16 protein-coding genes are annotated in these 23,035 nt (G+C 55.2%); 5 read left to right on the plus strand and 11 right to left on the minus strand.

The features are described from left to right. Positions 1-53 precede the first annotated feature (53 nt). The 3 genes from MC50_RS01845 to MC50_RS01855 form a co-directional block, all read right to left on the minus strand. On the minus strand, positions 54-902 hold the full coding sequence (locus MC50_RS01845) for an aldose 1-epimerase (RefSeq protein WP_047663383.1): 849 nt from the start codon (positions 900-902) through the stop codon (positions 54-56). Continuing rightward, the gene (locus tag MC50_RS01850) at positions 902-2,338 is read right to left on the minus strand and encodes a sugar porter family MFS transporter (RefSeq protein ID WP_047663384.1); all 1,437 of its coding nucleotides are present in this window, start codon (positions 2,336-2,338) and stop codon (positions 902-904) included. The genes MC50_RS01845 and MC50_RS01850 overlap by 1 nt, the downstream gene beginning before the upstream one ends. Positions 2,339-2,405: 67 nt before the next feature. Continuing rightward, complete coding sequence (locus tag MC50_RS01855; protein ID WP_047663385.1) at positions 2,406-5,681, minus strand: DUF5107 domain-containing protein; 3,276 nt, start codon at positions 5,679-5,681, stop codon at positions 2,406-2,408. 113 nt (positions 5,682-5,794) lie between these two features. On the opposite strand from MC50_RS01855, the gene MC50_RS01860 reads away from it, so the two are divergent. Beyond that, positions 5,795-6,991, plus strand: coding sequence for an ROK family transcriptional regulator (locus MC50_RS01860; protein ID WP_032699019.1), 1,197 nt, complete (start codon positions 5,795-5,797; stop codon positions 6,989-6,991). A gap of 73 nt (positions 6,992-7,064) precedes the next feature. Next, on the plus strand, positions 7,065-7,487 hold the full coding sequence (locus MC50_RS01865; RefSeq protein ID WP_032686477.1) for a DoxX family protein: 423 nt from the start codon (positions 7,065-7,067) through the stop codon (positions 7,485-7,487). A 68-nt stretch (positions 7,488-7,555) separates the two neighbouring features. On the opposite strand, the gene glyA is transcribed toward MC50_RS01865, so the two are convergent. Then, positions 7,556-8,809, minus strand: coding sequence for a serine hydroxymethyltransferase (glyA, locus tag MC50_RS01870; protein WP_004866418.1), 1,254 nt, complete (start codon positions 8,807-8,809; stop codon positions 7,556-7,558). Positions 8,810-9,132: 323 nt separating this feature from the next. On the opposite strand from glyA, the gene hmpA reads away from it, so the two are divergent. Next, on the plus strand, positions 9,133-10,323 hold the full coding sequence (gene hmpA, locus MC50_RS01880) for an NO-inducible flavohemoprotein (RefSeq protein ID WP_032695561.1): 1,191 nt from the start codon (positions 9,133-9,135) through the stop codon (positions 10,321-10,323). A 93-nt stretch (positions 10,324-10,416) separates the two neighbouring features. On the opposite strand, the gene glnB is transcribed toward hmpA, so the two are convergent. From glnB to purL, 5 genes are all read right to left on the minus strand, one after another. Beyond that, the gene (gene glnB, locus MC50_RS01885) at positions 10,417-10,755 is read right to left on the minus strand and encodes a nitrogen regulatory protein P-II (protein ID WP_002914032.1); all 339 of its coding nucleotides are present in this window, start codon (positions 10,753-10,755) and stop codon (positions 10,417-10,419) included. A gap of 65 nt (positions 10,756-10,820) precedes the next feature. Next, complete coding sequence (gene glrR, locus MC50_RS01890; protein WP_032686475.1) at positions 10,821-12,158, minus strand: two-component system response regulator GlrR; 1,338 nt, start codon at positions 12,156-12,158, stop codon at positions 10,821-10,823. After that, on the minus strand, positions 12,145-12,849 hold the full coding sequence (gene qseG / locus MC50_RS01895) for a two-component system QseEF-associated lipoprotein QseG (RefSeq protein ID WP_047665378.1): 705 nt from the start codon (positions 12,847-12,849) through the stop codon (positions 12,145-12,147). Before qseG ends, glrR begins: the two co-directional genes overlap by 14 nt. A gap of 17 nt (positions 12,850-12,866) precedes the next feature. Then, positions 12,867-14,303 (minus strand): sensor histidine kinase, encoded by a 1,437-nt coding sequence (locus MC50_RS01900; RefSeq protein WP_094898070.1) that lies wholly within the window; start codon positions 14,301-14,303, stop codon positions 12,867-12,869. Between the two features lie 736 nt (positions 14,304-15,039). Beyond that, positions 15,040-18,927 (minus strand): phosphoribosylformylglycinamidine synthase, encoded by a 3,888-nt coding sequence (purL, locus tag MC50_RS01905; RefSeq protein ID WP_047665380.1) that lies wholly within the window; start codon positions 18,925-18,927, stop codon positions 15,040-15,042. 174 nt (positions 18,928-19,101) lie between these two features. Here purL and mltF point away from each other — a divergent pair, with 174 nt between their 5' ends. Continuing rightward, positions 19,102-20,715, plus strand: coding sequence for a membrane-bound lytic murein transglycosylase MltF (gene mltF, locus MC50_RS01910; RefSeq protein WP_046851958.1), 1,614 nt, complete (start codon positions 19,102-19,104; stop codon positions 20,713-20,715). On the opposite strand, the gene tadA is transcribed toward mltF, so the two are convergent. Further along, positions 20,712-21,218, minus strand: a complete 507-nt coding sequence (gene tadA / locus MC50_RS01915) for a tRNA adenosine(34) deaminase TadA (RefSeq protein ID WP_032686472.1) — start codon at positions 21,216-21,218, stop codon at positions 20,712-20,714. The genes mltF and tadA overlap by 4 nt on opposite strands. Positions 21,219-21,277: 59 nt before the next feature. After that, positions 21,278-21,850 carry a phosphatidylglycerophosphatase C gene (gene yfhb / locus MC50_RS01920; RefSeq protein ID WP_232640657.1) on the minus strand — a complete coding sequence of 191 codons (573 nt, stop codon included), beginning with the start codon at positions 21,848-21,850 and terminating at the stop codon, positions 21,278-21,280. 281 nt (positions 21,851-22,131) lie between these two features. Here yfhb and MC50_RS01925 point away from each other — a divergent pair, with 281 nt between their 5' ends. Continuing rightward, positions 22,132-22,980: a MurR/RpiR family transcriptional regulator gene (locus MC50_RS01925; RefSeq protein WP_032695564.1), complete on the plus strand. Its 849-nt coding sequence runs from the start codon at positions 22,132-22,134 to the stop codon at positions 22,978-22,980. The last annotated feature ends 55 nt before the right edge of the window (positions 22,981-23,035 follow it).

The raw sequence follows: 23,035 nt of genomic DNA on the forward strand, positions 1-23,035 counted from the left end.
ATGGAGTCGATAGTCTGGCGATAAAGCGCCACGGGCGCAAGACGGGGATTTATCTATCTCCCAGCAATGAGTACCTGATTTACCGCTATTTTCAGCGACCATGAAACGGTATCTCCCGGCCCTAAGACCACCAGACCGGGCTGCCCTTCCATGTTATGTGCGTCAACCGGATGGCTCTGCGGCTCCAGGCAAATAAAAGGTTTACCCGGCATCCGGAAAAGCATCAACCAAGGAGTTTGCGACGAAATCGTGACAGACATCACATCTCGTTGAATGCTTGCGACGCCGCCCCAGCCGGAATAACAAACGTTTAACCAGCTATCTTCACCGTAAGTCGCCTGTGAGAAATCACCTCCTGCTGGCAGGTCTCCGCGCCAGCTTAGCGGTAAATGCAAATCACCTTCCGGCCAGTGTCCGCTCGCCTGAAACTGTACCAGGCTGTGCCTGTCGAAGGCGAAGAATGGGTGAAAACCGCCACCGTACAGCATCGGCGCATCCCCACAGTGAACGAGCGTCATAGTGGCGACAAGAGTCTCTTGCTGCAGTTCGTAACGTATTAGCGCCAGATAATCGAATCCGCAGGAATGTTTCTGACGCAATTGCAGTACACAATGACAGGAAGATTGCGCTTTGACTTCCCACGGTTGTAACCAGCCATCGCCATGCAAGAAGAAACGTGCATCCGCATGATGGCTGGGCAACCTGACTTCTCGTCCACGAAAAAGAAAACGATTATCTGATACGCGGTTCGCCATCGGTATCATCGGGAACATGCCGCCAGCAGGATTATCATATAAAACCGGAATCTGGCATTGACGGGAAAACAAGCTTTGTACCTTGCCGCCCAGTGAGTTGACGCGCATCTGAAGATGCGCGTTTTCCAGAATAAAGCTATCCACCATTAGCGTATCCGATCCTGTTTCATCGTCTGCCTACCGGTATGGCGCTGCGCCAGTTGCTCTTCAAGCGCTTCCAGAGTCACACCTTTGGTTTCCGGAACATTGCGCAAAATGTAGAGATAACCTGCTGCACAAATCACACCATACAGAATGAAGCTACCCGATGCTCCCAGCCCGGCATTGAGTAGCGGGAAGGTATAGGTTAGCAGGAAGCAAGCAATCCATAGTGCCAGCGTCCCGAGTGACATGGCCAGGCCACGTACGCGATTAGGGAAAATTTCCGACAGCAGCACCCAGGTGACCGGGGCGAGCGTTAATGCATATATAGCAATCGCCGCCAGCACCAGAATAAGTACAGGTAATCCCAAAATTCCCAGACCGTAGGCTGCACCGATTAATGCATAAATAATAGTCAGCCCAGCCGCACCCAGCAGCATCAGTTTGCGCCGGCCAATTTTATCGACCAGCGGTAAGGCCGCGATGGTAAATACCAGGTTGATAAGTCCGGTAGCAACAATTGATTTCAACGTACTGTTAATATCAAACCCGGCAGAGGCAAAAATCTCCTGCGCGTAGTTGAAAATGACGTTAATCCCGCACCACTGCTGAAACATGGCCAGGACAATGCCAATCATGATGACAGGGCGTACCTTCGGCTCCAGCAGGGCAGACCAGGAGACCTTTTGCGAATCTTTACTGAGGGTATGTTCAATATCACGGATGGTTTCATCGGCGTAGCGCTGATTGCCGATACGCATCAGCATTTGATGGGCACGTTGGCTTTTTCCTGCACGTACCAGCCAGCGCGGAGATTCAGGAACAAAAAACATCAGTACCAGAAATACCACCGCAGGAACGATGCCAGAGCCAAACATCCATCGCCAGCCCACCTGCCCGTTCCAGCTGGCACTAATTTCTGCAAGCGTGGCACTGCTCGCTACCGGCTTAGCAATCATCAGGTTAACCAACTGAGCCGCCAGCACGCCAATAACAATCGTCAATTGGTTGACCGCCACAAAACGTCCACGCTGTGCCGCCGGGCTTATCTCAGCGATATACATCGGGCTTAGCGCAGACGCCAGACCGATGCCAAGGCCGCCGACAATACGCCAGACGACAAACATATCAAAGCTGTGGGCAAGCGCCGTTCCCCAGGCCGACAGCGTAAACAATGTTGCGGCCATAATCAGAGGCTGTTTGCGGCCAAATTTATCCGCACACCATCCGGAGGCCAGCGCACCGAATACACAACCCACTAGCGCTGAACTCATTGCCCAACCGGACTGTGCCGGGTCGGTAATAGAGAAATAAGCTTCATAAAATGGTTTCGCTCCGCCAATGACCACCCAGTCATAGCCAAACAGTAAACCACCGCAGGCGGCAACCAGACAGATAGTCCAGACGTAGCACATTTTAAGATGTGTCTGCGCGTTATTCATATAGATTCCTCTTTAAGGGAAACGCAGGGAACAGTAGGGTTGGCGGGATGCCCCGCCAGTTTGAGGTTCAGGAAAAGATGCCGCTTTGCAAGGCATGGCTAATCAAATGCGCCTTATCATGAGCGGGGTTGATCGCCAATAACTGCAGTAGTGCGCGCTGATAGTCGGTTATATTCCCCAACCCCAGATGCCCCAGCGCTTCAATGAAAAGACAATGCTGTTGATGTTGCTGCGCCGCCGGCACATCCAGGACCACCAGGTCAGGTAGCGAGACGGCGAAAAAGTCGGCTTGTGGGACATTGTCCTTGTGACATTGAGCCCAGGCGATAAAGTTCTGGAAATGCTGCACTGCCTGCGCTTCATTGCCGCACTGGCGCATTGCCATTCCCTGCCAGAAGAGATAATCAGCGGGTTGATCGTTATAGTAGCGTCCGGCATTCAGCGTAGTACCACCCTGGAGTGCGCGGCGGTAGTATGCCGACGCCTGCTCAGTTTCCCCGCTTTGCGTCGCGCAATGACCGAGCAAATACCAGATGTCGTTGTCTGTCTGCCCCGGTAGTCTCCCCTCACCAAGGTTATACGGATAGCACAACGCCTCCTCCAGATACTGAATAGCCTGCGGGAACGTCCGGCGCTCAATCGCTTGTAAGGCACTGTGCAGCTGATTAAGTAAATACTGGCCGGTCACTTTACCCTCCCCGCCTTCCCAGGGATGAAACTCTCGGGTACGCAAAATATGTGCGGCATCGGCATAACGCCCACAACTGTTCCACAAACTGAGTAACTCAGCAGTCAGATCGTCGCGCTTCAGGGCAACCGCGAGGTTCTCCTCCAGATGACGTAATCGCTCGCTAACGGAGGTGCCCGTCAGCTTACTGAGATAATCCAGTTCGAAACGAAAACGAGCATTTTCAGGTTCTAGCGCTACTGCTTGCTGGAGTCGAGCCATTGCCCGCACCGAATCATGTTGTTTGTTCCAGGCGTACACGCCAAGTAAACGATGTGCTGGCGCATAATCCGGTGCTTCCTCCAGCGTCTCATGCCAGCAAGCAACCGCCTCGTCATAGCGTCTTTTGCTGTACCAGAAGCAACCCAGCAGATAACAGGCAAAAGCACTGTCATCCAATTTCTGCAGCATCTGGACTTCATCGAGTGTATTAGGAAAGCGTACCCGTAACGTGTGGCAGTGCTGGGCCAATGAGATAAAGTGCTGGCGCTCGCTGGCTACGTCGCTTAATGCCGCGCGCCACAGCATTGGAATGGCCTCCTGGCAATCGAGCATGGCTAACATCGTTTTTGCGGTCTCTTTCTGCCCGATAGAAAGCAACCATCCGGCAAGCAGACTAGCATTAATACCTCGACAGCCAGTCACGCGTAGCAGGCTATCGCGCGTCTCATCGTCCTGATTGATCATCCAGCTAACACAATGCAGCGGGTAGCTTAGTGGATATTGTTCAAGACATACCGATATGTACTTCAGAGCCTCGCTGCCGCGCTGTAATTCCGCCAACGCCAGCGCTTTAAGCGCCATTGCCATATGATTACTGCCGTTAAACCGGAGGCTAATGTCTACTTTTTCTAACGCATCCGCGATGTCGCCACGCTTCATTGCCAGCCGCGCAAGAGACCAGTAGGCCGCATCACGACAATTTCCGCTCCACGAAGCCTTGTAATAGTGATCCCATGCATTGGTTTCATCGCCCTGTCTTTCCAGAGCACTAGCGAGCAACATGCTGGCTTCACCATCCCGAGGGTTTTTATTCAGACGATGGGCGCGCAGCAGCGCGGCCCGAGCACATTGTTCCGCCAACGACCAGTCAGCAGCGTTAAGTGCCAGCGTGCCGAGGGCAACATTATTGCGGTAATCCTGTGGGTCAAGTGCTAGCGCCCGACGATAGTAATCTGCGGCATAGCGGCTGGCGTGGTTGTACTGTTCCAGGTGTTGACCAATAAAATAAAGCTCATCCTCGTTATCGATCTCTTCAGGCATAGCTGGTGCCGTTGCAGGGTCAGGTAATGGCGTTTGCTGTGCCTGATGCTCCTGATACTTCAGTAGTAGTTCGCCTTCCCTGCTTTTTACCTGCAGAGTTAAGCGCGCGGCGTCCTTCTCCTGCAGTGTTTGCAACCAGCTTTCGCCGGGCTTTAACGTTAGCTGAGTTTCATAAAGAGGCAGCTCATCCGCACTCAGCTCCAGAACAATATTTTCCAGCGGAGCAATCGCATAAATCCCTAATTGCAGCTGTTCAGCTTCACGAACCAGTTTGAGAGCAAGCCGCGTATTCGCATTTTGCACATTTCCCAGCTCACTGTAAGGAAGGAAATTTTGAACAAAAATTTTCTCCTCATATGGATCAAGCCAGGTGAAATCCGGTTGATTATCGGTAAATACGCCGGTCATCAGTTCAATATAGGGGCCATTGTTGTCAGTCAGATTCCGATCCCACGCCTGACCGAAATCACCATGGCCCCAGCTCCACTGTTTTTTACCTGGTGAGACATGGTGGTCGGCGACATGCAAGAGCCCGCCGCGTTCATCATGATGATAGGCACCGACAAAGTCGTAATCCGATTTTTCCGCCATATAGGAAGTCGGTACGGGGACATTCTTATAGCGGGAAATATCCACCCCAGCCGAGTAATCAACCTTATAGTAAGTACCCGTGGCGACAGGAAATGCAGAGACATCGCGCTTGCCATGGTCGAAGACGGCAGTCACATCAGGAGGGAAGACGCTCTGATGCGCATCGCCACCTTTGACTGCCGGATTGGCCCACCACAAGAAATGCCGTGGTGTGGCATTGCCGTTAAAAACCTTACCTGTAATTTCTATCAGTGCACGGTCGGGATAAAGGGTAAATCCAGTCATAACCTGCAAACCACGCATTGGTTCCGCCTCCCCCATCCATACGGTTTGCGTACCGTCTTGACCCTGCAGGATCGTAAAATCAACGGGCATAAACGTTGTCGGTCGGTGGTGCTGGGGCCAGTTAAACTCAATACCACCAGAAATCCATGGCCCAAGTAACCCAACCAGTGCGGGCTTCACAACCTCGTTGTAGTAGACGAAATCACGTTGTTTAACCTTGTCGTAGGCACGATGGATACGCCCGCCGAGCTCAGGAAGTAGCATGATACGAATGAAATCATTCTCCATCCATACCGCATGATACTCACGCAACTCACGCTCACCCGTTAACGTATCAATCACGCCATATGGGTACACACTCCCCGAAGAACCTTGATAGACCCGTTTCTCAAGGAACATCGGGTTAGGGTCTTCCGCGCCCGTTGTCCACGTCGGTAATGTAATCGTTTCCTGCCAGACTTTAACCGAACCGTACATAGCGTTCTCCACTAAATGAAAAGAAGTAAAATATTCAATGCATCGAGTTTATATCCCTGTTCAGCTGTTAAAATGCACAATGCTCACGCAATATAGTTAAGGGAGTTAAGTGTATGCAGCGAACCGGTTTCAATAATGTTCAGGTCAGGCAAGTCAATAAATCTATCTTTCTTGCCCATCTGTGGCGGGAAAAACAGCTTAGCAAATCGCAACTCTCGCAACTCAGCGGGTTATCCATTCCGGCCGTGAGTAATATTCTCGAAGAGCTCCTCGGTGAAGGCTTGATTAGCCATTCCACCGAAAAAATGAGTCGCAGAGGTGTAAATAGTGGAAGCTTTCAGATTCCACAGCAACGGGCGTGGACGCTTTGCATGAGCATCACACCAACCAGCATTGAGTACCAACTTGCTGATGCGCGCTTGCTGGCCGTAGACAGCCTCCAGCATATACAGATTGATGCCCCCACCCCACAGGCTCTGCTTACCGTAATTATCGAATGCTGGCGGCGCATTCATCGTCAATATCCGGAACGCACAATCAATCTCGCGCTGGGTGTTCATGGTCAGGTAGATCCAGTGACTGGCGTATCTCAAACCATGCCTCAGGCGCGCTGGAAGAGTCCAATTGAACTAAAATACTTGCTTGAAGAAGAGCTCGGCGTTCAGGTAAGAGTTGATAATGACTGTGCCATGCTGGCGCTGGCGGAAAAGTGGCAAAACCACAGTACACAAGTGGATTTTTGCATCATTAACGTCGATTACGGCATTGGCTCGTCATTTGTCATCAACGACCAGATCTGGCGCGGCAGTCTTTATGGCAGTGGACAAATAGGGCACACCATTATTAATCCCGATGGTATTGCCTGCGACTGCGGGCGCTATGGTTGCCTGGAAACAGTAGCCTCCCTTACCGCACTAAAAAAACAAGCCCGGATGTGGTTAAAAACGCAGCCTGATGCAGGTCTTTCGCCAGAGAAAATAACCACAGAGTCACTGATTAATGCGTGGAAAGATGGTGATGTACACATCCGTGCCTGGGCAGAGAGAGCCGCCAATGCCATCGGATTGAGTTTATATAACTTCCTGAACATTCTAAATATTAATCAAATCTGGATCTATGGTCGGAGCTGTGCATTCGGCGAAAACTGGTTGGCCACTATTGTAAAGCAAACCGGTTTTAATCCCTTCGATCACGGTGATTCCCCTCGGGCACACGCGACACAGATTGAGTTTGGCAGGCTGACGCGTTCTGAACAGCTACTCGGCATTGGCTATCTGTACGTAGAAGAGCAACTGCAGACACTACGTTGATCGCACAAGGTATGTGGCAGATCACAAAATTGTGTATTACGTTTAAATCACGCACCTTCACAACGGATTGATTATGAACACACTACGCTATTTCGACTTTGGCTCTTCCCGTTCCGTTCTGCTGCTGATCGCCCGTATTGCCGTCGTACTGCTGTTTATTATATTTGGCTATCCCAAACTGATGGGTTTTAGCGGTACGGTACAATATATGGCCTCCTCCGGCGCGCCGCTTCCGACGCTAGCGGCTATTATCGCGATTGTGATGGAGGTTCCGGCGGCGATCCTGATTGTCCTCGGTTTCTTCACCCGTCCGCTGGCGGTGATCTTTATTTTTTATACGCTCGGTACCGCCGTCATTGGCCATCATTACTGGGATATGACCGGCGATGCAGTACTCCCCAATATGATTAACTTCTACAAAAATATCAGTATAGCTGGAGCCTTCCTGCTTCTGGCCATCACTGGCCCAGGCGCAATCTCCCTCGACCGTCGTTAATCGCTGAACGCCGGACGTAAAAAAGGCCGCACTGGCGGCCTTTTTCTTTACGCTTGCGTCGTTAAACGTTACGCATAAACCGGGAAGCGTGCACAGATATCCAGCACTTTACCCTTCACGCGCTCAATGACCGCTTCGTCATTGATGTTGTCCAGCACATCGCACATCCAGCCGGCCAGCTCTTTCACTTCCGCTTCTTTAAAGCCGCGACGGGTTACCGCCGGAGAACCGATACGGATACCGGAGGTCACAAACGGGCTCTTCGGATCGTTTGGTACGCTGTTTTTATTGACGGTGATGTTAGCACGGCCCAGCGCAGCGTCAGCTTCTTTACCAGTCAGGTTTTTATCGACCAGATCCAGCAGGAACAGGTGGTTTTCAGTACCGCCAGAAACCACTTTGTAGCCGCGATTCAGGAACACTTCAACCATCGCTTTGGCGTTTTTCGCCACCTGCTGCTGGTAGACTTTGAACTCTGGCTCCATCGCTTCTTTCAGCGCAACCGCTTTACCCGCGATAACGTGCATCAGAGGGCCGCCCTGAGCGCTAGGGAATACGGCAGAATTCAGTTTTTTGTACAGCTCTTCGCTACCGCCTTTCGCCAGGATCAGGCCGCCGCGCGGACCCGCCAGGGTTTTGTGGGTAGTGGTCGTCACAACGTGAGCATGTGGCACCGGGTTCGGGTAAACGCCCGCCGCAATCAGGCCAGCAACGTGGGCCATATCGACGAACAGGTATGCGCCGATGCTGTCAGCGATTTCACGCATTTTTGCCCAGTCAACGATACCGGAGTAAGCAGAGAAACCACCGATGATCATTTTCGGCTTATGTTCCTGAGCCTGCTTCGCCATGTCTGCATAGTCGATTTTGCCGGACTCATCGATGCCGTAAGGAATGATGTTGTACAGTTTGCCTGAGAAGTTAACCGGGGAGCCGTGAGTCAGGTGACCGCCCTGCGCCAGGTTCATACCCAGAACGGTATCGCCCGGTTGCAGAAGAGCAGTATAGACCGCGAAGTTAGCCTGGGAGCCGGAGTGCGGCTGTACGTTAGCGTAGTCAGCGCCGAACAGCTCTTTTGCACGGTCAATCGCCAGTTGTTCAACGATATCTACATATTCGCAACCGCCGTAGTAGCGCTTGCCCGGATAACCTTCGGCATATTTATTGGTCAGCTGAGAACCCTGTGCCTGCATAACACGCGGACTGGTGTAGTTCTCGGAGGCGATCAGTTCGATGTGCTCTTCCTGACGTACTTTTTCCTGCTCCATAGCCTGCCACAGTTCGGCATCATAATCGGCAATGTTCATTTCACGCTTTAACATCCGCATCTCCTGCTCAGCTAACAATAGATTACAGCTCTAAAAGGGGGGCCTTTTTGGGCGACGGCCCACAGTATAACCGAATCGTTCTGTGATAACAGGTCTTGACAAAGGATTTTACGCAAACGATTGGCTCCCCATTACACAAGGCTTTGAGCAATAACGACTCAACGATTATCAACGGATTTCTTTTCAGGTTTGTGATGCGAATTCTTCATGTTGTTACCACTACGGGGAAAAGTGTTAAGGAACCATTTACAGTGCAGGGTTATTTTTATAAGATGTATATAAAATACATCATTTAAATAACACCGAAGGAAGCTGCTATGCTCGACGCCCAAACCATCGCAACGGTTAAAGCCACTATTCCCCTGCTCGTCGAAACAGGTCCTAAGCTGACCGCCCATTTTTACGATCGCATGTTTGCCCATAACCCGGAGCTCAAAGAGATCTTCAACATGAGCAACCAGCGTAACGGCGACCAGCGTGAAGCGTTGTTTAATGCCATTGCCGCTTACGCCAGCAATATCGACAACCTGCCAGCCCTGCTGCCTGCCGTTGAGAAAATCGCGCAGAAACACACCAGCTTCCAGATCAAACCAGAACAGTACAATATTGTCGGCGGCCATCTGCTGGCGACGCTCGACGAAATGTTCAGCCCGGGCGAGGAAGTGCTTGAGGCATGGGGTAAAGCCTACGGCGTGTTGGCCAATGTCTTTATTCAACGCGAATCTGAAATCTACCAGGGTAACGCCAGCAAAAACGGTGGTTGGGAAGGCACGCGCGCGTTTCGTATCGTGAAGAAAACCCCGCGTAGCGCCCTGATTACCAGCTTCGATCTGGCGCCGGTAGACGGTCAGCCGGTGGCGGATTATCAGCCGGGCCAGTATCTGGCGATTTGGCTGAAGCCGCAGGAGTTTGAATATCAGGAAATTCGTCAGTATTCGCTGACCCGCAAACCAGATGGCAAAGGCTACCGAATTGCGGTTAAACGCGAAAACGGCGGCCAGGTATCAAACTGGCTGCACAACGCATCGCAGGAAGGGGATATTGTGCATCTGGCTGCGCCGGCAGGTGACTTCTTCCTCGCCGTTGAGCCGAAAACGCCGGTTACGCTGATTTCCGGCGGCGTCGGACAGACACCGATGCTGGCCATGCTCGACACGCTGGCAAAAACGCAGCATGCGGCCCAGGTGAACTGGTTCCACGCGGCGGAAAATGGCGATGTCCATGCGTTTGCCGACGAGGTGGCAACGCTCGGCGCCAGCCTGGCGAAATTCACTTCCCATATCTGGTATCGCACGCCGACAGAAGCCGACCGCCAGGCGGCACGCTTTAACAGCGAAGGTCTGATGATGTTATCGGATCTGGCTGACACGCTGCGTGACCCACAAATGCAGTACTATTTGTGCGGCCCGGTAGCCTTTATGCAACATGCAGCGAAACAGCTGGTGGCGCTGGGCGTCAATAGCGACAACATTCACTACGAATGTTTTGGCCCGCATAAGGTGCTGTAATGAAATAACCCGGAAGAGGCAGAGATGCCGCCATTCGGGGATATCCCCGGTCGGGCAAAGCTGACCGGGGGATGCATCAGAATACGGCCCGGCTTAAATTGCCGCGTCGTCCTCTTCCCCGGTACGAATACGAATCACGCGGGCGACGTCAAAGACGAAGATCTTACCGTCACCGATTTTACCGGTCTGCGCCGTGCGGATAATGGTATCCACGCAGGTATCAACGATATCGTCAGTGACTACAATTTCGATTTTCACTTTCGGCAGAAAATCCACCATGTACTCCGCACCGCGGTACAGCTCGGTGTGGCCTTTCTGACGGCCAAAGCCCTTCACTTCCGTAACCGTCATCCCGGTGATGCCGACTTCGGCCAGCGCTTCGCGCACGTCATCCAGTTTGAAAGGTTTAATAATCGCATCAATCTTTTTCATGGTGTTCCTGTCTTTGTCGCGTAACCGGTTGCTTACCGTATCATAACTTGCGTCATGCTGCGGAGCTACTCTTTAAAGTCGTTGGCGTCGAGCTCGTGGCGCGACAGCAGCTTGTAGAATTCAGTACGGTTGCGCCCCGCCATTCTTGCCGCGTGGGTGACGTTACCTTTGGTAATTTGCAGCAGCTTGCGCAGATAGTTGAGCTCAAACTGATTGCGCGCTTCGACGAAGGTCGGCAGCGCGGTATTTTCCCCTTCCAGCGCCTGTTCCACCAGCGCATCGCCGATCACCGGCGAGGTGGTCAACGCCACGCACTGCTCAATCACGTTCACCAGCTGGCGGACATTGCCGGGCCATTTGGCGGCCATCAGCCGTTTCATCGCATCGGTTGAAAACGCCCGAACAAACGGCTTATGCCGATCGGCAGACTGACGCAGCAGATGGTTTGCCAGCAGCGGGATATCTTCCGCGCGCTCGGCCAGCGGCGGGATCTTCAGGTTCACCACGTTCAGGCGATAAAACAGATCTTCACGAAACTCGCCACGCGCCATCGCTTTCGGCAGATCGCGGTGAGTGGCCGAGATGATACGCACATCGATATCGATATCGCGGTTGCTACCCAGCGGGCGCACTTTGCGCTCCTGCAGTACCCGCAGCAGCTTCACCTGCAGCGCCACCGGCATATCGCCGATCTCATCGAGAAACAGCGTCCCGCCCTCCGCGGCCTGGAACAGCCCTTCCCGGTTGCTCACCGCGCCGGTAAACGCGCCGCGCGCATGGCCAAACAGCTCGGATTCCAGCAGTTGTTCCGGCAGCGCACCGCAGTTAATGGCGACAAAAGGCTTGTCATGGCGCGGGCTGGCATTATGAATCGCCTGCGCGACAATCTCTTTCCCGGTCCCGCTCTGGCCGTTAATCAACACGCTAACATCCGACTGCGCCACCATCCCGGCCTGCTCCAGCAGACGCAGCATCAGCGGACTGCGGGTTACGATTGCCTGACGCCAGCGCTCATCCGTCGCTGGCGCACTGTGTTCCAGCGCATCGTCGATGGCTTTATACAGCGCGTCTTTGTCCACCGGTTTGGTCAGGAAACCAAACACCCCTTGCTGGGTGGCCGCCACTGCATCGGGAATCGAGCCGTGAGCGGTAAGAATAATCACCGGCATCCCCGGATGAACTTTCTGGATTTCGCTGAACAACTGCAGGCCGTCCATCTCATCCATGCGTAAATCGCTGACCACCAGTTCGACTTTGTCTCGTGCCAGAATGCGCAGCGCCTCCGCGCCGCTTTCGGCGGTCACGACGCTGTAGCCCTCGCTGGTCAAACGCATTCCCAGCAGTTTTAACAGGCCCGGATCGTCATCCACCAGCAGCAGATGCGCAGGTTTACGGATCGTCATGTATGACCTCCGGAACTTTATCGCTGCTGTGGCTGCCGTCGGCATTAAAATTGCCTCCGGGTTTGCGGCTGGAAAGCTGGCGTTCAATATCGGTGAGGTTTTCCAGCTTGCGGGTCGTTAGCTCCAGCTGGCCGCGCAGCTGCTGTTCCTGCAGGCGCAGCGCCTCCAGCTCGCTATCGCTGGACTGCTGCAGCTTCGCGTAACGGGCGCGCTCATCCACCAGCTGCAGCTGCCTGTTCTGACCATCACGCCAGAGCTGATACAGCGGACGCACCTGCACGGCGATTTGCGGACTGAAGGTATTCAGGCGGGATACCAGTTCGCGGCGTTCATCCGGCGTAATCTTCGCATCCGCCAGTAAAATGCCGCGCTTAAAGGCGTCCTGCCAGCTGTCATCATCATGCCGTTTGGCTTCCGCCCGCGCCTGAACCGGTGCCAGGCGGTCGGCACAATCTATCCCGCGCAGCCAGTACAGCGGGTTTTTATCGCTGGCTTCGCTCTTCAACGACCAGATATCGGCACAGTCGACTGAAAGAAAATCCGCAACCTGGTGCTGCGGCAGCTCGGGTTGTGCTTTGTCATTTGCCGTGTGCGGCGAAAAAGCGGCGGAACACCCCGCCAGCGCCAGGCAAGAAATGCCCGGCAACAGCCATCCTTTGAAAGCACGAACCACTACGAAAAAGTGGGACATATTCACCCATTGTTGATTCATGTGTTGGTTTTTTCCGGCTCAGCGGCGGGCAGCGTTATGCGAAAACAGATAAGCCCGGACTCACTCTCTTCCAGGCTTAGCTCACCCTGCATTTGTCGGACGCAGTCGCGGGCAATACTCAGGCCCAGACCGCTGCCTTTTACCGCCCCTTTACGCTGATGGCTTCCCTGATAAAAAGGCTCGAAAATCATATTTTTTTCCGCCTGCGGGATCGGTTCGCCGCTGTTTATCACGTCTATGCGAACCTGCTCGCCATGCCGGTAGCTATGAATACGAATGTTACCGGATTCAGCCCCATAGTGCACCGCATTGGAATAGAGATTATCCATCACGCTGATCAATAATGCCGGTTCTGCCAGGCAGGTACGTTCCGCCAGTTGAATCGCGGTATGCATCATTTTTGCGCGCGCGGGCAAACTGTGAGCGGCCACGACGTTATCAACCAGCTCAGCAAGATCAACGATTTCACGCGGGACCGGGCCATCGGCCTGTTTACGATTGTAGTCCAGCAGTTGCTCAATCAGTTTTTGCAGATTGCGGCTGCTGTTATCGAGAATTTCGACGATCTCCTGCTGTTCCGCGGTCAACGGCCCGGCCACGCGGTCGGCCAGCAGTTCCGTGCCTTCCCGCATGCTGGCGAGGGGCGTTTTCAGTTCGTGTGAAAGGTGGCGTAAAAACTGATGGCGCTGCGACTCCAGCCAGGCCAGACGTTCGCTCAGCCAGATGATACGCTCGCCGACGGAACGCAGTTCGCGCGGACCGGTAAACAGCGCCGCATTATCCAGCGACTTCCCCTCCCCCAGGCGGTTAATCATTTTCTCGATCCCTTTAACCGGGCCGATAATCATCCGGGTAAACAGCAGCACCAGCGCCAGGCTCAGCAGAAAAAGAACCAGCGCCTGCCAGCCAAAAAACTGTCCACGTTCGGCAATCTCCTGCTGGAGCTGTTGTCCACGCGAGTAAACCACCGTTCGGGTGGCCTGAACCATTTCGCTGTTGGCGGCGGCAAAGGCTTCAAGGCTGGCTCCCGATTGCACATCCGGACTGCTGTTTTTACACCTGAGCTGTGCCAGATCGTTCAGCTGCTGGCTCAGCGCCTGCCAGATTTTTTCGTCCGGGAGCACCCCGGCATGAGCGTCAAGCATCTCGCTGTAGCGTTTACGCTGATTTTGATAGACCTTCGCCAGCGTCGGATCGTCGAGTACGCAGTACTGCCGGTAGCTGCGTTCCATTTCCAGCGACGCGTTCATCATCGCCTCACTGCGCCGGGCATCGACAAGCGTGGTGCGGTTAATATGCGCGGCCTGCGCGCTAAGCGCATTCAGGCTCTGCCACGCCTGCCAGGCCAGAACCAGCAGCGGCAGCAGAATCAACACAAACGAGAGCGTGACCAGCTGACGCAACGAACGGGGGAAAAGAGAGATTCGCTTCAAGGATAGGGTCTCAATCATTAGCTCATCACGATGCTAACTGAGGACGCCGCAGAGTAACAGGTGCAATCGACCTTTCTGTCGTGGAGAGTCGAAAAATAGCCCGACGCGGCTGATAAGAGAATCCGCGACGCGTCGATAACGGCAAACGGACTGGCATGGCAAGCTGCCAGTAGCGTTCGCTAAATTGTCGCCCTGCGGATATAACAAAGCCAGGCACAGGCCTGGCTTTGTTATGGAATAAGGCGGTGCCTAACTCGACGTTTCGCCCGATGGTTGATAAAGCAAAGCTGTTATCAGAAGTTGGACGGCAGGCACCTTGTTGTGCGTCATTCGAAGTTTATGTAGCGCGTCCCGAAGGGGCTGACATAAGAAGGTGAATGAGCCACTGCCTATTATTATGCATTAACTATGCCACATAGCAAAACAAATTATTAACACAATGAAATATAATGAATTTATAGCATTTTACCCGCACCATGTTCGCGATGCTTTTTTAACCAGAGTGTCGCTATTTAGCAACACATAGCGACCTGTTTTCTCACTTCATTAGAAATCAACAAGTTAAATGTCTCAAATTAGCGACACCCCTCACCGGCGTTTGTCGGCAATTCCCGACACCTTCAGGCGACCGCCGTCACAAACGAAAAGCCCCCGCTCAAAGGCGGGGGCCTGATACATTACGCTTCAGCCGGGAAGGCTTTGCGAACGCGGCGGATCCTGCACAACTCGCCGGATATTAACCCAGCTGTTTACGTGCGTTGCGGAAGATACGCATCCACGGGCTATCCTCGCCCCAATTTTCCGGGTGCCAGGAGTTAGCCACCGTGCGGAATACGCGTTCAGGATGCGGCATCATGATCGTCGCACGACCGCTTTCGCTGGTCACGGCGGTGATCCCGTTCGGTGAACCGTTCGGGTTAGCCGGATAGCTCTCCGTCACCTTACCGAAGTTATCGACAAAGCGCAGCGCCACCAGACCTTTGCTCTCCAGCTGGGCCAGATGCGCGCTGTCACGCACTTCCACCTGCCCTTCACCGTGAGAAACGGCAATCGGCATCATCGAACCGGCCATGCCCTGCAGCAGCAGAGACGGGCTTTGCGTGACTTCGACCAGGCTGAAGCGCGCTTCAAAACGGTCGGAATAGTTACGCACAAAACGCGGCCACAGGTCGCTTCCCGGGATCAGCTCACGCAGGTTGGACATCATCTGACAACCATTACACACGCCCAGCGCCAGCGTCTGCGGACGGTGGAAGAAGGTGGCAAACTCATCGCGCACCCGCTCGTTAAACAGAATGGATTTCGCCCAGCCTTCGCCCGCCCCCAGCACGTCGCCATAGGAGAAGCCGCCGCAGGCAACCAGCGCCTGGAAATCAGCCAGCCCGGTACGTCCCGCCAGCAGGTCGCTCATGTGCACGTCAATCGCATCAAAGCCCGCGCGGTGGAACGCTGCCGCCATCTCAACGTGGGAGTTAACGCCTTGCTCACGCAGTACCGCCACCTTCGGACGCGCGCCGGTGGCGATGTACGGTGCGGCAATGTCTTCGTTGATATCGAAGGAGAGCTTCACGTTAAGGCCCGGATCGTCCTCGCGACGTTTCGCTTCGTGCTCGCTATCGGCGCACTCCGGATTGTCGCGCAGGCGCTGCATCTGCCAGGTGGTTTCTGCCCACCAGATACGCAGCGTGGTGCGGCTTTCGCTGAACACCGGATGCCCTTCGGCGGTGATGACAAAGCGGTCACCTTCCGTCGCCTGGCCCAGATAGTGGACACAGTCCGCCAGGCCGTGAGAAGCCAGCAGCGCTTCAACCGCTTCGCGATCCGCGGCACGCACCTGGATAACCGCCCCCAGCTCTTCGTTAAACAGCGCCGCCAGACGATCGTCGCCCAACGCGGCGATATCTGCCGTCAGGCCGCAGTGGCCGGTAAAGGCCATCTCAGCCAGGGTGACCAGCAGGCCGCCGTCAGAGCGATCGTGGTAAGCCAGCAGCTTACGATCGGCCACCAGCGCCTGCATCGCATCCCAGAAGCCTTTCAGCTGTGCGACATCGCGCACGTCGGCCGGAACATCGCCCAATTGACGGTAAACCTGCGCCAGCGCGGTGGCACCGAGCGCGTTACGGCCTTTACCTAAATCAATCAGCAGCAGGGCGTTATCTTCCGTGGAGAGCTGTGGCGTCACGGTATGGCGCACATCTTCCACGCGAGCAAAGGCGGAAATCACCAGCGACAGTGGCGAAGTCATCTCGCGCTGCTCGCTGCCTTCCTGCCAGCGGGTTTTCATCGACATCGAGTCTTTACCCACCGGAATGGTCAGTCCCAGAGCCGGACACAGCTCTTCGCCAACCGCTTTTACCGCTTCATACAGACCGGCATCTTCACCCGGGTGACCGGCCGCGGCCATCCAGTTTGCGGAAAGTTTCACGCGATTCAACGCGCCAATTTGCGTTGCCGCGACGTTGGTCAGCGCTTCACCGACGGCCAGGCGAGCGGAGGCGGCAAAGTCCAGCAGCGCAACCGGCGCACGTTCGCCAATAGCCATCGCTTCGCCGTAGTAGCTATCGAGGCTGGCGGTAGTTACCGCGCAGTTCGCTACCGGGATCTGCCAGGGGCCGACCATCTGATCGCGCGCCACCATCCCGGTCACGGTACGGTCGCCGATGGTGACGAGGAAGGTTTTCTCCGCAACCGCCGGCAAATGCAGCACGCGATTCACCGCGTCGGCGAGAGTGATATCCTCGCGATCCAGCGCATCACCTTTCACTTTCAGGGTCTGCACATCGCGGGTCATTTTCGGCGTTTTACCCAGCAGTACATCCAGCGGCAGGTCGATCGGCTGGTCGTTGAAGTGAGCATCGCTCATGTTCAGATGCAGTTCTTCGGTGGCTTCGCCGATTACCGCGTACGGTGCGCGCTCGCGGCGGCACAGCTCGTCAAACAGCGGCAGCTGTTCCGGCGCGACCGCCAGCACATAGCGTTCCTGGGATTCGTTACACCAGATTTCCAGCGGGCTCATTCCCGGCTCATCGCTCAGAATATCGCGCAGCTGGAATTTACCGCCGCGACCGCCGTCGCTGACCAGTTCCGGCATGGCATTAGACAGGCCGCCGGCGCCGACGTCGTGGATAAACAGAATCGGGTTCGCCTCGCCCAGCTGCCAGCAGCGGTCGATCACTTCCTGGCAGCGGCGTTCCATTTCCGGGTTATCGCGCTGTACAGAGGCAAAATCGAGATCCGCGTCGGACTGGCCGGATGCCATCGAAGAGGCTGCCCCGCCGCCCAGGCCGATATTCATCGCCGGGCCGCCGAGGACAATCAGTTTCGCCCCAACGGTAATTTCGCCTTTCTGCACGTGCTCACCGCGGATGTTACCAATACCACCCGCCAGCATGATCGGCTTGTGGTACCCGCGCAGCTCTTCGCCATTGTGGCTGGTCACTTTTTCTTCATAGGTACGGAAATAGCCGTTCAGCGCCGGACGACCGAACTCGTTGTTAAACGCGGCGCCGCCCAGCGGGCCGTCGGTCATGATATCCAGCGCGGTCACAATGCGCTCCGGCTTACCGAAATCTTCTTCCCACGGCTGTTCAAAGCCGGGAATCCGCAGGTTAGAGACCGAGAAACCGACCAGACCGGCTTTCGGTTTCGCGCCGCGACCGGTTGCCCCTTCATCGCGGATTTCACCGCCGGAGCCGGTCGCCGCACCCGGCCAGGGAGAGATGGCCGTCGGGTGGTTGTGCGTTTCCACTTTCATCAGGATATGGGCGTCTTCCTGATGGTAGTCATAGCGGCCTTTTTCGCGATCGGCGAAGAAGCGCCCTACCTGAGAACCTTCCATGACCGCGGCGTTGTCTTTATAGGCGGACAGGACGTAATCAGGGGTCTTTTCGAAGGTGTTTTTGATCATCTTAAACAGCGACTTCGGCTGCTGTTCGCCATCGATGACCCAGTCGGCGTTAAAAATCTTGTGGCGGCAGTGCTCGGAGTTCGCCTGGGCGAACATATACAGTTCGATGTCGTTCGGGTTACGACCAAGCTTGTTAAACGCATCCTGCAGATAATCGATTTCGTCTTCCGCCAGCGCCAGCCCCAGACGGAGGTTGGCGTCAATCAGCGCCTGACGTCCCTGCCCCAACAGATCGACGCTGGTCACCGGCGTCGGTTGATGCTGAGCAAACAGCTTTTCGCCCTCTTCCAGCGCGTCAAAGACGCTTTCCATCATCCGGTCGTGGAGTTCACTCGCGACAGCCGCCCGTTGTTCTTCGCTCAGCGTACTGGCTTCCACATAGTACGCCACGCCGCGTTCAAGACGCACAACCTGCGACAGGCCGCAGTTATGGGCAATATCGGTAGCTTTAGAAGACCAGGGGGAGATGGTGCCAGGGCGGGGGGTGACGAGCAGTAATTTACCGGTTGGGGTATGGCTGTTTAAGTTTGGGCCATACTTGAGCAGTCGTACCAGCCTCTCACGTTCATCACCGCTTAACGGCGCGTTCAGTTCGGCAAAATGAACATACTCTGCATATATTGTGCTAACCGGCAGGTTGGCCGCCTGGAAACGTGCCAGCAGTTTATTAACACGAAATGCCGACAGTGCAGGTGAACCACGCAAAATTTCCATCATAAGTCTCTCGTCTTCGCAGCTTTCAATATGAGCCAGGGGGGAAACGGGCGCCATTATAGTGAATCCTGAGCCTCGACGAAACCGTTTGCGTGGAAATAAAATCATTCCCCTGGTTTATCAATTAATGTGACCTTCCTCGCGAATAAGTTGCCAACTGACGCATTCTTAAGCAAAATGCCGCTCATTCGAGGACTCTCTTTTAACTTTTCCGCTAATAGCCTGCTGAGGAACACAGAGCTGCAGAAGATTAACTCTCTGAAAAAATTAAAGATTAATTATCTGCTCATCGGCATTGTGACCTTATTGCTGGCGGCCGCCCTGTGGCCGTCGATCCCATGGTCAGGAAAGCCGGAGAACCGTGTCGCCGCAATTATGGCGCGCGGTGAGCTGCGCGTCAGCACTATCAATTCGCCGCTCACCTTCGCGACCATCAATAACAAGACCTACGGGCTGGATTACGAGCTGGCGGAACAGTTTGCCGATTACCTCGGCGTCAGGCTGAAGGTGACCGTCCGCCAGAATATCAGTCAGCTGTTTGATGACCTGGATAACGGTCATGCCGATATGTTAGCGGCCGGGCTGGTCTACAACTCAGAACGGGTCAAAAACTATCAGGCCGGACCGGGCTACTATTCGGTGTCGCAGCAGCTGGTCTACCGGGTGGGCAACACGCGCCCACGCAGCCTCGCTAACCTCACGGCAGAACAGCTGGTGATTGCCCCGGGCCATGTCGCCATTAACGACCTGCAGACGCTGAAAGGAAATAAATACCCGGATCTCGGCTGGCGCGTGGATGAAAAGCGCGGGACGACAGCGCTGATGCAGGCGGTTATCGATGGCGAAGTGGATTACACCATCGCAGATTCGGTGGCGATTAGCCTGTTCCAGCGCGTGCATCCGGAACTGGCGGTTGCTCTGGATATCAGCGATGAACAGCCGGTGACCTGGTTTAGCGCCAGGAGCGAGGACAACTCGCTCTCCGCGGCGATGCTGGATTTCTTCAACAACATGAATGAAGACGGCACCCTGGCGCGACTGGAAGAAAAATACCTCGGACACGGCAACGATTTCGATTATGTCGACACCCGGACGTTCCTGCGCGCCGTCGATAATATTCTGCCGGACCTCCAGCCGATGTTTGAAAAATATGCGCGCCAGATCGACTGGCGCCTGCTGGCGGCCATTTCCTGGCAGGAGTCACACTGGGATCCGCAGGCCACTTCGCCCACCGGGGTACGCGGCATGATGATGCTGACCCGCAATACCGCGCAGAGCCTGGGATTAACCGATCGTACCGATGCGGAGCAGAGCCTTAGCGGCGGTATGCGCTACTTGCAGGATATGATGAATAAAATCCCGGACTCGGTCCCCAAAGATGAACGCATCTGGTTTGCGCTGGCGGCTTACAATATGGGGTACGCCCATATTCTGGACGCCATCTCGCTGACCAAAAAACAGAAGGGCAATCCCGACAGCTGGGCGGACGTGAAGCAGCGCCTGCCGCTGCTCAGTCAGAAACCGTATTACAGCCGGCTGAAATATGGCTACGCCCGCGGTCATGAGGCATACGCCTACGTCGAGAACATCCGCAAATACCACATCAGCCTGGTGGGCTACCTGTCGGAGAAAGAGAGGAAGGATGAACAGCGGCTGGCGCTTGCCGGGGACTATCCGGCGGTGATGCCGGATGAACTGGATAAAGAACAGCGGGCGCTCCCCTTTTTCCAGTTTCGCGCGGAATCGTTAGTCGACAACACCAGACTGAAGATTCCCGGATTGGGGCACTAAGCGCCTTCGACCCGACGCGCCTTTTTTAAGGCTTTTTTCTCTTCCCGCCGCCAGCGGAAAAATTCGCTGAGCATGCCTGAGCACGACTCCGCCAGAATCCCCTCACTGATCTCCACCCGATGATTCATCCCCGGATGGTGCAGGACATCCATTAGCGAGCCGGCCGCGCCGGTTTTTGCATCCCGGGCACCAAATACCAGCCGCGAAATCCGGCTATGCACCATCGCCCCCGCGCACATCACACAGGGTTCGAGCGTGACATACAGCGTCGCGTCAATCAGGCGATAGTTTTGCAGTACCAGTCCCCCCTGACGCAGGGCCATAATTTCGGCATGCGCCGTAGGATCGTGACGCCCGATAGGTCGGTTCCACCCCTCGCCGATAACCTGATTGTTGTGCACCAGCACGGCGCCAACCGGCACTTCGCCCTCTTCCCAGGCGCGTTTAGCCAGCGTCAGGGCATGACGCATCCAGTATTCATCGTTCAGTTCATGGTCAGACAAAACGGGCACTCCTGCGGAAAAAGCGGGCCGCATTATACATGGCCGACAGTCATTGCACACTATTCTAACTGGTGGAGATCGCCCTGCGGGGTGACCCGCCAGCGGTGCTGGCAAAAATGAAGCAGCGGATTATCCTGCTCGCTATCGCTATAGCCGCTGTACAGCTGCAGCGGCGCACCGATCTTCTGCTCCAGTTGCACCACCTTTTCATGGCCCAGACAGCGTAGCGACAGCCCCCAGCCTCCGCAGCGACGTTCCATCCGACTGGCGATGATGTTCACCCTGGGCAGCCAGGCGGTATCCCCGTAGACCTGTTCCACCAGCGATTGCGGCGATCCGGTAATCAGCCAGACCTCAGCATCGCGCCGGGTCAGGTAGTCCGACAACCGGGCCTGCACCACCGGAAAGGCCGTCACGCGCTGGCGAAACCAGCGGACAAAATCGGCCTCAAGGCGTTTTAACCGGCGCTCACTGCGCCCGAAGGTCGATGCCCACAGCAGCAGGCTCATTGGCCAGCGCGCCGCCCGGCCGTTTACCGCCAGTCCTGCCAGGATAACCGGCAACAGCGGTACAACCAGCAGCAGATTCAGGGGCTGGTGACGCAAGACGTAGCGTAAGAAGCTGCCGAACATATCCTGTTGATGTAAGGTTCCATCGAGATCAAAAAAAACCACTCGCTGCGTGCTGCTCTTCAAACCGGACCTCTTTTTATCGAATTTTGTCTCTGATACCGCTAGCTTAACAGTCTTGTGCCATGAACAGAGAAAACATCCGCCGACGTTAAGCCTGGGTTGAGGCAGTTACTCTGCCGTGAATAAATCTCAGCGGTAGAATTTTTAATTCGCCGCAATCCTCTTATAATCGAATACAAAATTCTTTCAGCAGAGGGCGAAGGTTGTCCTGAGGAAAACCGATGAACTGTTTAATCCGCATCCGCCAGCGCTACCCGTCGCTGGCAGCAAGCGATAAGAAGCTGGCAGACTTTATTCTGGCTCAGCCGGACCAGACCCGCCACCTCAGTTCGCAACAGCTGGCAGGCGAGGCAGGCGTCAGCCAGTCCAGCGTTGTGAAATTCGCGCAGAAGATGGGGTTTAAGGGTTTCCCGGCGCTGAAGCTGGCATTAAGTGAAGCGCTGGCCAGCGCGCCCGATCCTCAGTCGGTGCCGGTGCATAACCAGATCCGCGGCGACGATCCGCTGCGCCTGGTCGGCGAGAAACTGATTAAGGATAACGTGGCCGCCATGCACGCCTCGCTGGATGTGAACAGCGAGGAGAAGCTGCTGGAAGCCGTGGCGCTGCTGCGTAATGCGCGCCGGGTGATTATTACCGGTATTGGCGCATCCGGCCTGGTGGCGCGTAATTTCAGCTGGAAGCTGATGAAGATCGGCATTAACGCGGTTGCCGAACAGGATATGCATGCCCTGCTCGCCACCGTACAGGCCATGTCGTCAGACGATCTGCTGTTAGCCATCTCCTACTCTGGCGAACGTCGTGAAATCAATATGGCCGCCGGAGAAGCGCTGCGCGTGGGCTGTCGGATCCTGGCGATCACTGGCTTCACCCCCAACGCCCTGCAACAGCAGGCCACGCAGTGCCTGTATACTATCGCCGAAGAACAGGCGACCCGCAGCGCGGCGATCTCCTCCACCAGCGCGCAGATGATGCTCACCGATCTGCTGTTTATGGCGCTGGTTCAACAGGATCTGGAACATGCGCCGGAGCGAATCCGCCACAGCGAAGCGCTGGTGAAAAAACTGGTGTGAGCAGAAAATGGGCGTATAATGCCCGCCCTGTTTGTGTTGTTTCTGAGAATTTCCT

Origin of the sequence: Klebsiella planticola (assembly GCF_000783935.2) — a bacterium.
GTDB lineage: Bacteria > Pseudomonadota > Gammaproteobacteria > Enterobacterales > Enterobacteriaceae > Klebsiella > Klebsiella planticola.

Excerpts from the sequence above, each read along its gene's own strand:
- MC50_RS01845 (WP_047663383.1), bottom strand. The coding sequence starts at position 902 with ATGGTGGATAGCTTTATTCTGGAAAACGCGCATCTTCAGATGCGCGTC.
- MC50_RS01850 (WP_047663384.1), bottom strand. The coding sequence starts at position 2,338 with ATGAATAACGCGCAGACACATCTTAAAATGTGCTACGTCTGGACTATC.
- MC50_RS01855 (WP_047663385.1), bottom strand. The coding sequence starts at position 5,681 with ATGTACGGTTCGGTTAAAGTCTGGCAGGAAACGATTACATTACCGACG.
- MC50_RS01860 (WP_032699019.1), top strand. The coding sequence starts at position 5,795 with ATGCAGCGAACCGGTTTCAATAATGTTCAGGTCAGGCAAGTCAATAAA.
- MC50_RS01865 (WP_032686477.1), top strand. The coding sequence starts at position 7,065 with ATGAACACACTACGCTATTTCGACTTTGGCTCTTCCCGTTCCGTTCTG.
- glyA (WP_004866418.1), bottom strand. The coding sequence starts at position 8,809 with ATGTTAAAGCGTGAAATGAACATTGCCGATTATGATGCCGAACTGTGG.
- hmpA (WP_032695561.1), top strand. The coding sequence starts at position 9,133 with ATGCTCGACGCCCAAACCATCGCAACGGTTAAAGCCACTATTCCCCTG.
- glnB (WP_002914032.1), bottom strand. The coding sequence starts at position 10,755 with ATGAAAAAGATTGATGCGATTATTAAACCTTTCAAACTGGATGACGTG.
- glrR (WP_032686475.1), bottom strand. The coding sequence starts at position 12,158 with ATGACGATCCGTAAACCTGCGCATCTGCTGCTGGTGGATGACGATCCG.
- qseG (WP_047665378.1), bottom strand. The coding sequence starts at position 12,849 with ATGTCCCACTTTTTCGTAGTGGTTCGTGCTTTCAAAGGATGGCTGTTG.
- purL (WP_047665380.1), bottom strand. The coding sequence starts at position 18,927 with ATGATGGAAATTTTGCGTGGTTCACCTGCACTGTCGGCATTTCGTGTT.
- mltF (WP_046851958.1), top strand. The coding sequence starts at position 19,102 with ATGCCGCTCATTCGAGGACTCTCTTTTAACTTTTCCGCTAATAGCCTG.
- yfhb (WP_232640657.1), bottom strand. The coding sequence starts at position 21,850 with ATGTTCGGCAGCTTCTTACGCTACGTCTTGCGTCACCAGCCCCTGAAT.
- MC50_RS01925 (WP_032695564.1), top strand. The coding sequence starts at position 22,132 with ATGAACTGTTTAATCCGCATCCGCCAGCGCTACCCGTCGCTGGCAGCA.